General features: G+C 67.3%; 5 protein-coding genes. 4 read left to right on the plus strand and 1 reads right to left on the minus strand.

The features are described 5' to 3' along the window. The first annotated feature begins 88 nt into the window (after nt 1-88). From CAG29_RS22165 to CAG29_RS22175, 3 genes are all read left to right on the plus strand, one after another. A complete protein-coding gene (locus CAG29_RS22165; RefSeq protein ID WP_085577930.1) occupies nt 89-712 on the plus strand; it encodes a TetR/AcrR family transcriptional regulator in 624 nt (207 codons plus the stop codon). Between the two features lie 91 nt (nt 713-803). Next, nucleotides 804-1,598 (plus strand): ABC transporter substrate-binding protein, encoded by a 795-nt coding sequence (locus CAG29_RS22170; RefSeq protein WP_085577929.1) that lies wholly within the window; start codon nt 804-806, stop codon nt 1,596-1,598. 87 nt (nt 1,599-1,685) lie between these two features. Continuing rightward, complete coding sequence (locus tag CAG29_RS22175) at nt 1,686-2,699, plus strand: GNAT family N-acetyltransferase (RefSeq protein ID WP_085695143.1); 1,014 nt, start codon at nt 1,686-1,688, stop codon at nt 2,697-2,699. 200 nt (nt 2,700-2,899) lie between these two features. Here CAG29_RS22175 and CAG29_RS22180 read toward each other — a convergent pair whose 3' ends face one another. After that, nucleotides 2,900-3,448, minus strand: a complete 549-nt coding sequence (locus CAG29_RS22180; RefSeq protein WP_085577927.1) for an RNA polymerase factor sigma-70 — start codon at nt 3,446-3,448, stop codon at nt 2,900-2,902. A gap of 380 nt (nt 3,449-3,828) precedes the next feature. Between CAG29_RS22180 and CAG29_RS22185 the strand changes: the two genes are divergently transcribed. Continuing rightward, nucleotides 3,829-16,827 carry a non-ribosomal peptide synthetase gene (locus CAG29_RS22185; RefSeq protein WP_085695144.1) on the plus strand — a complete coding sequence of 4,333 codons (12,999 nt, stop codon included), beginning with the start codon at nt 3,829-3,831 and terminating at the stop codon, nt 16,825-16,827. Nucleotides 16,828-17,132: the final 305 nt, after the last annotated feature.

Consider the following 17,132-nt stretch of genomic DNA (forward strand, 5'->3'; position numbering starts at 1 on the left):
CTTGCTTGGGCGCGGCCGGCGGCTTAAATTGCCCGCGCAACCCTGCGTTTCCCGGCGCAGCAGACTGATCGACTGTAGGAGAGAACGGGTGGACGAGCAAAAAGCCCTGGGGGTCATGCGTGAACTGGTCGACGCAGGCCAGTTGACCGACCCGGACAGCGCCCGCGGCAAGCTGCTGCAAGTGGCGGCCCACCTGTTTCGCAACAAAGGCTACGAACGCACCACCGTGCGCGACCTGGCCGGTGCCGTGGGCATCCAGTCGGGCAGCATCTTCCATCACTTCAAGAGCAAGGACGAGATCCTGCGGGCGGTGATGGAAGAGACCATCCGCTACAACACCGCCCTGATGCGCGCCTCGCTGGCCGAGGCCGGCAACGTGCGCGAACGGGTGCTGGCGCTGATCCGCTGCGAACTCCAGTCCATCATGGGCGGCAGCGGCGAGGCCATGGCGGTGCTGGTCTATGAATGGCGTTCGCTGTCGGACGAAGGCCAGGCGCGGGTGCTGGCCCTGCGCGACATCTACGAGGCCCTCTGGCTGCAGGTGCTGGGCGAAGCCAAGGCGGCCGGGTTCATCCGCGGCGATGTGTTCGTGACCCGACGTTTTCTCACGGGGGCGTTGTCGTGGACCACTACCTGGTTCCGCGAAGGCGGCGGCCTGAGCCTGGATCAGTTGGCCGAAGAGGCCTTGATCCTGGTGCTCGAAGAGCGCTGAGCGCTTTCTATGGGGCCGGGAAACTGGCTAACTGGGCGAAAACGCCTAGTTTGAATGCAGGGAACGTTTCTTTTTCGGGGAGTGGGGTGATTTGAAGTCTTTGCCAGTTCGCAAGGCCGCCGGGTTTCTGCTCGCAGCGCTCGCGTGTTCGGTGCTGCCGGTTGAGGCGGCGCAATTGGTGCGGGTGGGCGCTGCGCACTTTCCGCCGTACACCATCCGCCCGGAGAACGGGGCCGACACCGGCCTGCTGCCGCAACTGGTCGAGGCGCTGAACCGCTTGCAGGGCGACTATCAGTTTGTCCTGGTGCCGACGTCGATTCCCCGGCGCTTCGGCGATTTCGAGCAAGGCCGGATCGACATGGCCATCTTCGAGAACCCCGAGTGGGGCTGGAAGGACATTCCCCATACCAGCGTCGACATGGGCCTGGAGGACGCCGAGATATTCGTCGCCCAGCAGGCGCCCGGGCGGCAGCAAAGCTACTTCGCCGACCTCGGCGGCAAGCGTTTGGCGCTGTACAGCGGCTACCACTACGAATTCGCCAACTTCAATGCCGACCCCAAGTACCTGGCGCAGAACTACAACGCCACGCTGACCTACTCCCACGACAGCAACCTGTTGATGGTGCTGCGCGGGCGCGCTGACATCGCGCTGGTCACCCGTTCCTACCTGAGCGATTACCTGCTGCGCAACGAGAAGGTGCGCGGCGAGCTGCTGGTGTCGCAGCGCATCGACCAGATCTACCACCACTACGCCATCCTGCGACCGGTAGCGCCGATCACCGGTGAGACCTTCGGCAAGCTGCTGCAAGGGCTGCGCGACAACGGGCAGATGCTGAAGATCTTCGATCCGTACAAGATCGCCGTGGTGCCGGTGCCTCACCCCTGACCCGCAGGTTTTTGCCTGCAGCCTAAATTTCCTGCCCCGGCTCACGTCCCATCGTTGAGCTGTCGACGATTACCGTGAGCCCGACCCATGTCCAATCTGAATGATCTGGTTGCCTTGGCCTTGCCTTCGGGCAGCCAATTGATAGCCGATGCCACCGAAAGCCGTCTGAGCCTGAGCCTGGACGGACAACCCTTGATCCGCCTGCGCCTCGACATCGAGCTGCAGGGGCCGATCCGGATCGATGAGCGCTTTGCGCTGCCGCTGGGGCAAGCGTTGTGGGCGGCCTGCTATTGGCTGTTCGCCCGTGACCCGGCACGCCGGCAACTGGTCTGGCAACTGGAGCAGCCGCCGACCGAGGCCTTGCTCAGCGGCCTGCTGGTGGCCACCGAGACCGCCGGCGAATACCGCTGCGAACGCACGCTGTTCTGGCAATTGCCGCAGCCCTGGCTGGGCGCATCGATGACCGGCAGCTACCCGCAGCAGATGGTCATCAGCCAAGGCAAGCGCCATCCGCTTCGTCCGCCCAAGCCCCGCGGCGAGGTGTACCGGCGTTTCGATGCGCGCCTGGGCGCGTGGATTTCCTTGCGCACCGTGGAGATCGAACAGGATCTGGCGCGTTTCAACCGTTGGCAGAACAGCCCGCGGGTGGCCAGCTTCTGGCAGGAGGAGGGCACGCTCGAACAGCACCGCGAGTACCTGACCAAACTCGATGCCGATCCGCACACCCTGACCCTGATCGGTTGCTTCGACGATCAGCCGTTCGCCTATTTCGAGGCCTATTGGGCCAAGGAAGACCGGATCGCTCCTTTCTACGATCCGGACAACTACGACCGCGGCATCCACATGCTGGTCGGCGAGGAAAACCACCGCGGGCCGCACAAGGTGGCGAGCTGGCTGTCGGCGCTGGTGCATTACCTGTTCCTGGACGATCCGCGCACCCAGCGGGTGGTCGCCGAGCCGCGTGCCGACAACGCGAAGATGATCGGCCACATGCACAACCAGTGCTTCCACTGCGAAAAGGAATTCGATTTCCCGCACAAGCGCGCGGCGCTGATGATTCTGGGGCGTGAGCGGTTCTTCGACCGGTGTTCGTTGGCGTGAGGGGCGGGCCCGGGATTCCCGGGCCTGGTTTTGCCGCTGCCGCAGGTGAGCGAAATCCCTGCGCAAGCAACGGCTGGCGATGGCGTTTTCGGTGACGCCATCGCCGGCAGGCTGGCTCCCGCAGGGATCTTGATTGAAGGCAGATCGGCGGCCGGTGCAGCGATGCCTGGCCGCAGGCTTTCGCGGGCAGGCTTGTGCGGTCAGCCGCGGGCGGCCATGGCGGGACGGCTGCCCGACACTTTGCGACAGTGCACCAGGGCGTCGCGGATCATGAAGTTGACCAGGGTCGGTGATACGCCCAGTTCCTTGGCGATGTCCTTCTGCGGCACGCCGTGCAGGCGGTACATCTCGAAGGCGTAGCGGGTGCGGCTGGGCAGCTCGGTCAGCGCATCGGCAATGTTTTCGAGGGTCGAGAAGTTGATGTGCGAGGTTTCCGGCGAAGCGCCCTGGATGACCACGTTCAGTCCTTCCTCTTCGGGGCCGGCGTACTTCTGCTCCAGCGCCTGCTTGCGGTAGTGGTCGATGGCCAGGTTGCGCACGATCTGGAACAGATAACTCAATTGCGCCTTGATCGACGACGTGATCGGCGGCGCCGACTGCAGTCGGAAGAACGCATCCTGCACCACATCTTCGGCACGTGACCGGCAGCCGGTGATTCGGGCTGCAATCTTGACCAGGATCAGTCGGTTGTCGACGAAGGCCTGAAGTAGCGGTGAATCGCACCTGCTTGTGGATACTTGTTCCGTCATGGAAATCACCTTGCTGCCAATAGGTTAGTGGGACGCCTGGGGACGGGGCCGTCCTACACATCGAGCGACAAATTATGTTGAATGATAATGATTGTCAATTGAGAAAGAGAATTAATGATCCATGACGGTGCAAACCGAGAACTGCGACACACCGCCGCAGCGGTTGCCCCTCTCCCGGCCCCATTGGGGGTTCCAGCCTGCCGACTAATTATTTCAAGACGTCATCCGTTCTCATTGGTGAATGGTTCCGGGCACGCAGCCCCGGCCACACAGCATTCCCATGCCTTGCGCGGTCGGCACAGACCGCGCCCTGCACGCCCTCGCCGGGCGTGACGCAGAACCCGATTCCACTAGCAAGCCGAATTCAGGCAGGAAACCTCATGACCGACGCGTTCGAACTCCCCAGCACCCTGGCCCAAGCCCTTCAGCGCCGGGCGGCCCTGACGCCGGACCGGCTGGCCTTGCGCTTTCTCGCCGAATCCGAGGAACAGGCCGTGGTGCTCAGCTATGCCGAACTCGACCGGCGTGCGCGCACGATCGCCGCGGCGCTGCAGGCCGAGGCCGGGTTCGGCGAGCGTGCGGTGCTGTTGTTTCCCAGCGGCCCGGATTACGTCGCGGCGTTCTTCGGCTGCCTGTACGCCGGCGTCATCGCCGTGCCGGCCTATCCGCCTGAGTCTGCCAAGCGCCATCACCAGGAACGCCTGCTGTCGATCATCGCCGACGCCGAGCCGCGCCTGCTGCTGACCAGCGCCGGCCTGCGCGACGCCTTGCAGCAGATCGAAGGCGCGCCGCCGCTGCTGTGCGTCGACACCCTCGACGACGCGCTGGCCGAACGCTGGGTCGAGCCGGCGTTGCCTGGCGACCACATCGCCTTCCTGCAATACACCTCTGGCTCCACCGCGCTGCCCAAGGGCGTGCAGGTCAGCCACGGCAACCTGGTGGCCAATGAATTGCTGATCCGCCACGGCTTCGGCATCGACGTGAACCCGGACGATGTGATCGTCAGCTGGCTGCCGCTGTACCACGACATGGGCCTGATCGGCGGCCTGCTGCAGCCGATCTTCAGCGGCGTGCCGTGCATCCTGATGTCGCCGGCGTATTTCCTCGGCCGTCCGCTGCGCTGGCTCGAAGCGATCAGCCAATACGGCGGCACCATCAGCGGCGGCCCGGACTTCGCCTACCGGCTGTGCAGCGAGCGGGTCAGCGAATCGGCGCTTGAGCGCCTGGACCTGAGCCGCTGGCGCGTGGCGTACTCCGGCTCCGAGCCGATCCGCCTCGACACCCTGGAGCGTTTTGCCGAGAAATTCACCGCCTGCGGCTTCAGCGAGGACAGCTTCATGGCGTCCTACGGCTTGGCCGAAGCGACCCTGTTCGTCGCCGGCACGCCGCGCGGCCAGGGCATTCCGGCCCTGCGCGTGGACGACGCGGCACTGGCGCAAAACCGCGCCGAAGCGGGAGAGGGCAGCCCGGTGATGAGCTGCGGCATCAGCCAGCCGCAGCACGCGGTGCTGATCGTCGATCCGGTCACCCTGCAAGAGCTGGCCGACAACACCGTCGGCGAAGTCTGGGCGGCCGGGCCGAGCATCGCCCACGGCTACTGGCGCAACCCCGAGGCCACCGCCAAGACCTTCGTCCAGCACGCCGGCCAGACCTGGCTGCGCACCGGCGACCTGGGCTTTTTCCGCGAGGGTGAGCTGTTCATCACCGGCCGCCTGAAAGACATGCTGATCGTGCGCGGCCACAACCTGTACCCGCAGGACATCGAGAAGACCGTCGAGAACGAAGTGGAAGTGGTGCGCAAGGGCCGCGTGGCGGCGTTCGCGGTCACCCGGAACGGCGAGGAGGGCATCGGCATCGCGGCGGAGATCAGCCGCAGCGTACAGAAAATCCTGCCGCCGGAGGCGCTGATCAAAGCGATCCGCCAGGCCGTGGCCGAGGCCTATCAGGAAGCGCCGAGCGTGGTGGTGCTGCTCAATCCGGGCGCATTGCCGAAGACCTCCAGCGGCAAGCTGCAACGCTCGGCGTGCCGTAACCGCTTGGCCGACGGCAGCCTCGACAGCTACGCGGTGTTCCCGTCCGCGACCGCAGAAGGTCAGGCACCGGTTGCCTCGGCCTCTGAACTTGAGGCGCGCATCGGCCAGATCTGGGCCGAACACTTGAATGTCAAACAGGTCAACGCCGACGACCATTTCTTCCTGCTCGGCGGCAACTCCATCGCCGCCGCCCAGGTGATCGCCAAGGTGCGCGAAGCGCTGGGCCTGGAGCTCAACCTGCGCCTGCTGTTCGAAGCCCCGACCCTGAGCGCGTTCGCCGTTGCCGCGGCGCAGCAGCAACAGGACGGCGGCAGCGCCCAGGGCGAAATCACCGCGTTGCCGCTTCACGAAGCGTTGCCGCAGTCCTTGGCGCAGAACCGTCTGTGGATCACCTGGCAACTCGACCCGCACAGCAGCGTCTACAACATTCCCGGCGGCCTGCGCCTGCGCGGCGAACTCGATGAGGACGCCCTGAGCGCCAGCTTCCAGCAACTGGTCGAGCGCCACGAATCCCTGCGCACCCGCTTCTTCGAGCGCGACGGCGTGGCCCTGCAGCAGGTGCTGCCTGCCGGCGGGTTCGAGCTGCAGCGGATCGACCTCAGCGACCTGCCGGGCGCCGAGCGCGAGGCCCGTGCGCAGCAGATCCGCGAAGACGAGGCGTGCACCCAGTTCGACCTGGAGAAGGGCCCGCTGCTGTGGGTGACCCTGATCCGCCTCGACGATGAAGACCACCTACTGCTGGTGACGCTGCACCACATCATCGCCGACGGCTGGTCGCTGAACGTGCTGATCGACGAGTTCTCGCGCCTGTACGCCGCCGCGTCCCAAGGCCAGCGGGCGGAGCTGGCGCCGCTGCCGACCCGCTACGCCGACTACGGCAGCTGGCAGCGCCAGTGGCTGGCCCAGGGCGAAGGCGAGCGGCAACTGGCCTACTGGAAAGCGCAGTTGGGAGACGAGCAACCGACCCTGGAGCTGGCCACCGACCACCCGCGCTCGGCCCGTCAGGCCGGCAGCGCCGCCCGCCATACCGTGCGGCTGAGCGTCAGCCTCAGCGAGGCGGTGCGCAACGCCGCACAGGCCCAGGCGGCGACACCGTTCATGCTGTTGCTGTCGGCGTTCCAGAGTCTGCTGCACCGCTACAGCGGCCAGCGCGACATCCGCATCGGCGTGCCCAACGCCAACCGTCCGCGCCTGGAGACCCAAGGCCTGATCGGCTTCTTCATCAACACCCAGGTGCTGCGCGCCGAAGTGGAGCCGCGCCTGCCGTTCAGCGAACTGCTGGCCCGCACCCGTGAGGCCGCGCTCGGCGCCCAGGCCCACCAGGACCTGCCGTTCGAGCAACTGCTCGAAGCCTTCCCCAAGGCCCGCGAGCAAGGCCTGTTCCAGGTCATGTTCAACCATCAGCAACGCGACCTGAGCGCCCTCAAGCGCCTGCCGGGCCTGCTCGCCGAAGAGCTGCCGTGGCACAGCCGCGAGGCCAAGTTCGACCTGCAGCTGCACAGCGAGGAAGACCGCAACGGGCGTCTGACCCTGTCGTTCGACTACGCCGACGAACTGTTCGACCTCGCCACCGTCGAGCGCCTGGCGGAGCATTTCACCCGTCTGCTGGCCGATGCCTGCGAGCGCCCGCAAGCGGCCATCGGCGACCTGCAACTGCTGACGGCCCACGAACTGTCGCGCCAGGATGAGTGGAGCAGCGCGCCGTGCGCCGCCGCGCAGCAATGGCTGCCGGAGCTGCTCAACGAGCAGGTGCGGCAAACCCCGGAGCGCACCGCGCTGGTGTGGGACGGCGGCAGCCTCGACCTCGCCGAGCTGCACGCCCGCGCCAACCGCCTGGCCCATTACCTGCGCGACAAGGGCGTCGGCCCGGACGTCTGCGTGGCCATCGCCGCCGAACGTTCGCCGCAGTTGCTGATCGGCTTGCTTGCGATCATCAAGGCCGGCGGCGCCTATGTGCCGCTGGATCCGGACTACCCCGCCGAACGCCTGGCCTACATGCTGGCCGACAGCGGCGTCGGGCTGCTGCTGACCCAGACCACGTTGCTCGACCGCCTGCCGGCCTGCGACGGCGTCAGCGTCATCGCCATGGACAGCCTGCACCTGGACACCTGGCCGAGCCAGGCGCCGGGCCTGCACCTGCACGGCGACAACCTTGCTTACGTGATCTACACCTCCGGCTCCACCGGCCAGCCCAAAGGCGTGGGCAACACCCATGGCGCCCTGGCCGAGCGTCTGCAATGGATGCAGGCCACTTATCAGCTGAACGACAGCGACGTGCTGATGCAGAAGGCGCCGATCAGTTTCGACGTGTCGGTGTGGGAATGCTTCTGGCCGCTGATCACCGGCGCGCGCCTGCTGATCGCCGGCCCCGGCGAGCACCGCGATCCGCACCGCATCGCCGAACTGGTGCAGCAGTACGGCGTGACCACGCTGCACTTCGTGCCGCCGCTGCTGTCGCTGTTCATCGACGAACCCCTGAGCGCCGAATGCACCAGCCTGCGCCGGGTGTTCTCCGGCGGCGAAGCGCTGCCGGCGGAACTGCGCAACCGCGTGCTGGCGCAACTGCCGGCTGCGCAACTGCACAACCGCTACGGCCCGACCGAAACCGCCATCAACGTCACCCACTGGCAGTGCAGCGAGGCCGACGGCGAGCGTTCGCCGATCGGCCGCCCGCTGGGCAACGTGATCTGCCGGGTGCTCGACAGCGACCTCAACCCGGTGCCGGCCGGGGTGCCGGGTGAGCTGTGCATCAGCGGCATCGGCCTGGCCCGCGGTTACCTCGGGCGGCCGGCGCTGACCGCCGAACGTTTCGTGACCGATCCGTCGGGCGAGCCGGGCGCGCGCCTGTACCGCACCGGCGACCGGGCACGCTGGACGAACGACGGCGTGATCGAATACCTCGGCCGCCTCGATCAGCAGGTCAAGCTGCGGGGCTTCCGGGTCGAGCCGCAAGAGATCGAAGCGCGCCTGCTGGCGCAGGACGGCGTCGCCCAGGCTGCCGTGCTGGTGCGCGACACCGCCGCCGGCCCGCAACTGATCGGCTACTTCACCGCCGGCGATGCCAGCGAGGACCAGGAGGCGCAAATCGCCCGCCTGAAAACCGCCCTCGCCGCCGAACTGCCGGAATACATGGTGCCGGCGCAACTGATGCGCCTGGACGAAATGCCGCTGAGCCCCAGCGGCAAGCTCGACCGCCGTGCCTTGCCCGAGCCGCAGTGGCAGGTGCGCGAGCACGTCGAACCGGTCAGCGAACTGGAACGCCAGATCGCCGCGATCTGGCGAGAGGTGCTGGGCCTGTCGCAGGTCGGCCTGCGCGACGATTTCTTCGCCCTCGGCGGTCATTCGCTGCTGGCCACCCAAATCATTTCCCGCACCCGCCAGGCCTGCGACGTCGAACTGCCGCTGCGGGCGCTGTTCGAGCACAGCGAGCTCGGCGGTTTCGCCGAGCAGATCCGCCTGATCCAGGCCAGCGGCCGCACCAACAAGCAGCCGCCGATCGAGAAGGTCGACCGCAGCCGGCCGGTGCCGCTGTCCTATTCGCAGCAGCGCATGTGGTTCCTCTGGCAGATGGAGCCGGACAGCCCGGCGTACAACGTCGGCGGCATGGCGCGCCTGCGCGGGGTGCTGGATGTCGGGCGCTTCGAAGCGGCGCTGCAAGCGCTGATCCTGCGTCACGAAACCCTGCGCACCACGTTCCCGAGCGTCGATGGCGTGGCCCGTCAGCAGGTGCATGCCGAAACCGGCCTGCGTATGGACTGGAAGGATTTCTCCAAGCACCCGGCCGAAGTCCGCGAGCAGAAAGTCCAGCAACTGGCCGATGAAGAGGCGCACCGGCCGTTCGACCTGGAAACCGGTCCGCTGCTGCGCGCCTGCCTGGTCAAGACCGCCGAGCAGGAGCACTACTTCGTCCTGACCCTGCACCACATCGTCACCGAAGGCTGGGCGATGGACATCTTCGCCCGGGAACTCAGCGCGCTGTACGAAGCGTTCGTCGACGACCGCGACTCGCCGCTGGAACCGCTGCCGGTGCAGTACCTCGACTACAGCGTCTGGCAGCGCCAGTGGCTGGAGTCCGGCGAACGCCAGCGTCAGCTCGACTACTGGACCGCCCAGCTGGGCCGCGAACACCCGCTGCTGGAACTGCCGGGCGACCGTCCGCGTCCGCCGGTGCAGAGCCACCGGGGCGAACTGTTCCGCTTCGACCTGAGCGATGACCTGGCCGCCCGCGTGCGCGCCTTCAACGCGCAGAACGGCCTGACCCTGTTCATGACCATGACCGCCGCGCTGGCCACCTTGCTCTACCGCTACAGCGGCCAGACCGACCTGCGCATCGGTGCACCGGTGGCCAACCGCATCCGCCCGGAAAGCGAAGGGCTGATCGGCGCATTCCTCAACACCCAGGTGCTGCGCTGCCAGCTCGACGGGCGGATGACGGTGGCCGAGCTGTTCGACCATGTGCGCCACACCGTGATCGAAGGCCAGTCCCATCAGGACCTGCCGTTCGATCATTTGGTGGAAGCGTTGCAGCCACCGCGCAGCGCCGCCTACAACCCGCTGTTCCAGGTGATGTGCAACGTGCAGCGCTGGGAATTCCAGCAGACCCGCACCCTGGCCGGCATGACCGTCGAGTACCTGGTCAACGACGCACGGGCGACCAAGTTCGACCTCAACCTGGAAGTCACCGACCTCGACCACCGTCTGGGCTGCTGCCTGACCTACAGCACCGACCTCTTCGATGAGCCGACCATCGCCCGCATGGCCGGGCATTGGCGCAACCTGCTGAAGGCGCTGATCGCCGACCCGCAGCGGCCCCTCAGCGAACTGCCGCTGCTGGACGCGCCGGAGCGCCAGCGCCTGCTCGACAGCCTCGGCGTCGAGGCCGGCGAGCATCGTCTCGACCAGTGCATCCATCACCTGTTCGCCGAGCAGGCGCTGGCGCGCAAAGACGCGCCGGCCCTGACCTTCGCCGGGCAGACCCTGAGCTACGCCGAGCTCGACGCCCGCGCCAACCGCCTGGCCTGGGCGCTGCGCGAGCGCGGCGTCGGCCCGCAGGTGCGGGTCGGCCTGGCGCTTGAGCGGTCGCTGGAGATGGTCATCGGCCTGCTGGCGATCCTCAAGGCCGGCGGCGCCTATGTGCCGCTGGATCCGGAATACCCGCTCGACCGCCTGCATTACATGATCGAGGACAGCGGCGTCGGCTTGCTGCTCAGCGACCGGGCGATGTTCGCCGCCCTGGGCGAGTTGCCGCCGAAGGTGGCGCGCTGGTGCCTGGAGGACGACAGCGCCGAGCTGGCCGGCCAGCCGTCCGGCGAACTGCCGTTCATCAGCCTGCCGCAGCATCAGGCGTACCTGATCTACACCTCGGGCTCCACCGGCAAGCCGAAAGGCGTGGTGGTGTCCCACGGCGAGATCGCCATGCATTGCCAGGCCGTGATCGAACGCTTCGGCATGCGCCCGGACGATTGCGAGCTGCACTTCTATTCGATCAACTTCGACGCCGCCACCGAGCGTCTGCTGGTGCCGCTGCTCAGTGGCGCCCACGTGGTGCTGCGTGCCCAAGGGCAATGGGACGCCGAGGAAATCTGCGGCCTGATCCGCGCGCACCGCATCAGCATCCTCGGCTTCACCCCAAGCTACGGCAGCCAGTTGGCGCAGTGGCTGGCGACGCAAAGCCAGACTTTGCCGGTGCGGATGATCATCACCGGCGGCGAAGCGCTGACCGGCGAGCACCTGCAACGGATCCGCGCCGCGTTCAAGCCGAGCGTGTTCTTCAACGCCTACGGCCCCACCGAAACCGTGGTCATGCCGCTGGCGAGCCTGGCGCCGGAGGTGCTGGAGGAGGGCGCCGGCAGTGTGCCGATCGGCAGCGTGATCGGCGACCGCGTCGCCTACATCCTCGACGCCGACCTGGCGCTGGTGCCGCAAGGCGCGACGGGCGAGCTGTACGTCGGCGGCGCCGGCCTGGCCGTGGGTTATCACGAGCGGGCGGGCATCACGTCCGAACGCTTCGTGGCGGACCCGTTCGCCGCCGACGGCGGGCGCATGTACCGCACCGGCGACCTGGTGCGCCAGGGCGCCGACGGTCTGGTGGAGTACATGGGCCGGATCGACCATCAGGTGAAGATCCGCGGCTTCCGCATCGAACTGGGGGAAATCGAAACCCGTCTGTTGGACCACGAGGCGATCCGCGAAGCCGTGGTGCTGGCGCTGGACGCGCCGAGCGGCAAGCAACTGGTCGGCTACCTCGTCACCGACGTGGCTGAACAGGACGAGACGCATCAGGCCGCGCTGCGCGAAGCGCTCAAGGCGCACCTCAAGGCGCAACTGCCGGACTACATGGTGCCGACCCACCTGATCCTGCTGGCCAGCATGCCGCTGACCGCCAACGGCAAGCTCGACCGCCGCGCCTTGCCGGCACCGGACCCTGCGCTCAACCGCCAGGACTACGTGGCGCCGAGCAACGAGCTGGAGCAGACCCTGGCGCAGATCTGGTGCGAGGTTCTGAACGTTACGCAGGTCGGCCTCAACGACAACTTCTTCGAACTGGGCGGCGACTCGATCCTGTCGATCCAGGTGGTCAGCCGTGCGCGGCAGCAGGGCATCCATTTCAGCCCGCGCGACCTGTTCCAGCACCAGACGGTGCAGACCCTGGCCGCTGTGGCCAGCCGCAGCGAAACCGTGACCGCCGAGCAAGGGCTGGTGACGGGCGAATCGCGCCTGACGCCGATCCAGCATTGGTTCTTCGACACGGAAATCACCGAGCGCCAGCACTGGAACCAGGCGTTGCTGCTGGCGCCTGCCACCGCGCTGGAACCCCATCGCCTGGAGCAGGCGCTGCTGGCGGTGATCGAACAGCACGACGCCCTGCGCCTGCGCTTCACCGAAGCCCATGGCGAATGGCAGGCGAACCATCAACCGCTGACCGAGGCTGCCGTGCTGTGGCAAGTGCGCGTGCCGTCCATGGACAAGTGCGCCTCGCTGTTCGCCGACGCCCAGCGCAGCCTCGACCTGGAACACGGGCCGCTGCTGCGTGCGGTGCTGGTCGATGGGCCGGAAGGCCAGCAGCGTCTGTTCATCGCCATCCACCACCTGGTGGTCGATGGGGTGTCATGGCGCGTGCTGCTCGACGACCTGCAGACCGTGTACCGACAGCTCGATGCCGGGCAGTCGGTGAACCTGCCGGCCAAGACCAGCGCCTTCAAGGACTGGGCGGCGCGTCTGCAGGCCTACGCCGGCAGCGAATCCCTGCGTGAGGAACTGGGCTGGTGGCAAGCGCAACTGGCAGGTCCTGTGGCCGGGCTGCCGTGCGAGAACCCCGAGGGCGGGCGCCAGAACCGTCACGGGCAAACCGTCAATGTGCAACTGGATGCCGAGCGCACCCGGCAGTTGCTGCAACAGGCGCCGAGCGCCTACCGCACCCAGGTCAACGACCTGCTGCTGACCGCGCTGGCCCGCGTGCTGTGCCGCTGGAGCGGCCAACCGTCGGCGCTCGTCCAGCTGGAAGGCCACGGCCGCGAAACCCTGTTCGACGACATCGACCTGACCCGCACCGTCGGCTGGTTCACCAGTGCTTACCCGTTGCGCCTGACCCCGCACGGCATCGAAGAGGCGGCCGGCCAGGGCGCGTCGATCAAGGCGATCAAAGAGCAATTGCGTGCGGTTCCGCACAAGGGCCTGGGCTATGGCGTGCTGCGCTACCTGGCCGACGGCACCAGCCGCGACAGCATGGCGGCGCTGCCGAACGCGCCGGTCACCTTCAACTACCTCGGCCAGCTCGACCAGACCCTGGGCAACGACGCGCTGTTCCGTCCGGTGGACGAACCGGTCGGCGCCGCCCACGATCCGCAAGCCCCGCTGCCGAACGAGCTGAGCGTCGACGGCCAGGTGTCCGGCGGCGAGTTGCAGTTGCGCTGGACCTTCAGCGCCGAGCGCTACGATCCGCAGACCATCCAGGATCTGGCCGATGCTTACATCGGCGAGCTGCAGAGCCTGATCGGCCACTGCCTGCAAGACGGCGCGGGCGGCCTGACGCCGTCCGACTTCCCGCTGGCGCAGCTGACCCAGGCCCAGCTCGACGCGTTGCCGGTGCCGGCGGCGCAGATCGAAGACGTGTACCCGCTGACCCCGATGCAGGAGGGCATGCTGCTGCACACCCTGCTCGAACCGGGCACCGGCCTGTACTACATGCAGGATCGCTACCGCATCAACAGCGAGCTCGACCCCGAGCGCTTCGCCCAGGCGTGGCAAGCGGTGGCGGCCCGTCACGAAGCCTTGCGCGCCTCGTTCTGCTGGAACGTCGGCGAAGACATGCTGCAGGTGATCCACACCCCGGGCCGCACGCCGATCGAGTACCTGGACTGGAGCGCGGTCGCCGACGCCGAGCAGGAGCCGAAACTCCAGGCGCTGCTCAAGGCCGAGCGCGAGGCCGGGTTCGATCTGCTCAACCAGGCGCCGTTCCACCTGCGCCTGATCAAGGTCGGCGCGGCGCGCTATTGGTTCATGATGAGCAACCACCACATCCTCATCGATGCCTGGTGCCGCTCGCTGCTGATGAACGATTTCTTCGAGATCTACACCGCCCTCGGTGAAGGCCGCGAGGCGCAACTGGCCGTGCCGCCGCGCTACCGCGACTACATCGGCTGGCTGCAGCGCCAGAGCCTGGCCGAAGCGCGCCAGTGGTGGCAGCAGAACCTGCAAGGGTTCGAGCGCACCACGCCGATCCCGAGCGACCGGCCGTTCCTGCGTGAGCACGCCGGCGAGAGCGGCGGCATGATCGTCGGCGACCGCTACACCCGTCTCGATGTGCAGGACGGCGCGCGTCTGCGCGAACTGGCCCAGGCCCATCAGCTGACCGTCAACACCTTCGCCCAGGCGGCGTGGGCGCTGGTGCTGCGCCGCCTGAGCGGCGACCGTGACGTGCTGTTCGGCGTCACCGTGGCCGGCCGCCCGGTGGAGATGCCGCAGATGCAGCGTACCGTGGGGCTGTTCATCAACAGCATCGCGCTGCGGGTGCAGATCCCGGCGGACGACCAGCGCTGCGGCGTGCGCCAGTGGCTCAATGGCCTGCTCGACAGCAATATGCAGCTGCGCGAGTACGAATACCTGCCGCTGGTGAACATCCAGGAGCAGAGCGAACTGCCCAAGGGCCAGCCGCTGTTCGACAGCCTGTTCGTGTTCGAGAACGCCCCGGTGGAGGTCTCGGTGCTGGATCGGGCGCAGAGCCTCAACGCCACCTCGGACTCGGGCCGCACCCACACCAACTTCCCGCTGACGGCGGTGTGCTACCCGGGCGACGACCTCGGCCTGCACCTGTCCTACGACCAGCGCTACTTCGACGAATCGACGGTCGAGCGCATGCTCGGCGAGTTCAAGCGCCTGCTGCTGGCGCTGGTGGACGGCTTCCATGGCGACATGGCCGACCTGCCGCTGCTGGGCGCCGACGAGCAGGACTTCCTGCTGCACGGCTGCAACCGGAGCGGCCACGACTATCCGCTGGAGACGAGCTACGTCGAACTGTTCGAAGCGCAGGTGGCGGCGCACCCACAGCGCATCGCCGCCAGTTGCCTCGACCAGCGCCAGAGCTACGCCGACCTGAACCTGCGCGCCAACCGTCTCGGCCACGCGCTGGTCGCGGCCGGGGTGCGGATGGATCAACCGGTGGCGCTGCTGGCCGAGCGTAGCCTCGACCTGCTGGGCATGATCATCGGCAGCTTCAAGGCCGGCGCCGGCTACCTGCCGCTGGATCCGGGCCTGCCGAGCCAGCGCCTGAGCCGCATCATCGAACTGAGCCGCACGCCGGTGCTGGTGTGCAGCGAGGCGTGCCGCGAACAGGCCCAAGCCTTGCTCGATGAGTCCGGCTGCGCCAACCGTCCGCGTCTGCTGGTGTGGGAAGAGGTTCAGGCCGGCGCGCAAGCGTCGTCCGACCCAGGCATCTACAGCGGCCCGGACAACCTGGCCTACGTGATCTACACATCGGGCTCCACCGGCCTGCCCAAAGGCGTGATGGTCGAGCAGCGCGGCATGCTCAACAACCAGTTGAGCAAGGTGCCGTACCTGAACCTGAGCGACGCCGACGTGATCGCCCAGACCGCCTCGCAGAGCTTCGACATTTCGGTCTGGCAGTTCCTCGCCGCGCCGCTGTTCGGCGCGCGGGTGGACATTGTGCCGAACACCATCGCCCACGATCCGCAAGGCTTGCTGGTGCACGTGCAGCAGCAGGGCATCACCGTGCTGGAAAGCGTGCCGTCGCTGATCCAGGGCATGCTTGCCTCGGACCGCCTGAGCCTGGACGGCCTGCGCTGGATGCTGCCGACCGGCGAGGCGATGCCGCCGGAGCTGGCGCACCAATGGCTGCTGCGTTACCCGGACATCGGTCTGGTGAACGCCTACGGTCCTGCGGAATGTTCGGACGACGTGGCGTTCTTCCGGGTCGACCTGGCCTCGACCCGCGGCAGTTACCTGCCGATCGGCACGCCGACCGACAATAACCTGCTGTACCTGCTCGACGGTGCGCTGGACCTGGTGCCGTTGGGTGCCGTGGGCGAGCTGTGCGTGGCGGGCACCGGGGTCGGCCGTGGTTACGTCAGCGATCCGCTGCGCACCGCACCGGTGTTCGTGCCGAACCCGTTCGGTGCGCCGGGCGAGCGGCTGTACCGCACCGGTGACCTGGCCCGCCGTCGCAGCGACGGTGTGCTGGAGTACGTCGGCCGGGTCGACCATCAAGTGAAGATCCGCGGCTACCGGATCGAACTGGGCGAGATCGAGGCGCGTCTGCACGAGCAGCCGGAAGTCCGCGACGGCGCGGTCGGCGTGCAGGAGGGCGCCAACGGCAAGCACCTGGTCGGTTATCTGGTGGCGGCCGATTCGGCACTCAGCCCGGCCGAACGGCTGGAGCGGATCAAGCAGCGCCTGCGCGCCGAATTGCCGGAGTACATGGTGCCGCTGCACTGGCTGTGGCTGGACCGCCTGCCGCTCAACGCCAACGGCAAGCTCGACCGCAAGGCCTTGCCGGCGCTGGAGATCGGCCAGTTGCAGAGCCAGGACTACCTGGCGCCGCGCAGCGAACTGGAGCAGACCCTGGCCGACATCTGGGCCGAGGTGCTGAAGGTGGAGAAGGTGGGCGTACGCGACAACTTCTTCGAGCTCGGCGGCCATTCGCTGCTGGCCACGCAGATCGCCTCGCGGGTGCAGAAGGCCCTGCAACGGGACGTGCCGCTGCGGGCGATGTTCGAGTGCAGCACGGTGGCGGAGCTGGCCGAGTACATCGAAGGACTGGTGGCCAACGACATCACCGCGGACAAGGCGGACCGGCTCAATGACCTGATGGCGGAACTGGAAGGGTTTTAATCGCCGGGGCCGCGCCGGCCCCATCGCCAGCAGGCTGGCTCCCACAGGATCTTGGGTGAGTGCAGAAATGGCGGACACCGCAAAACCTGTGGGAGCTGCGGTGCGACGACTCGGCTTGCCAGCGATGAGGCCGACACATGCAGCCTCGGTGTTGGCAGGGCGACCGCCATTGCCAGCAGGTATTGTGGCCGTCCGCTAGGCCTGCGAACGACTGAGAATCCTGTGGGAGCCAGCCTGCTGGCGATGGCGTCTGCAAAACCACCGCAAAACCGTCTTGTACATTGCCGTACATTTCCAAGGTTGAC

This window comes from Pseudomonas sp. B7(2017) (assembly GCF_002112745.1).
GTDB classification, from domain to species: domain Bacteria; phylum Pseudomonadota; class Gammaproteobacteria; order Pseudomonadales; family Pseudomonadaceae; genus Aquipseudomonas; species Aquipseudomonas ekonensis.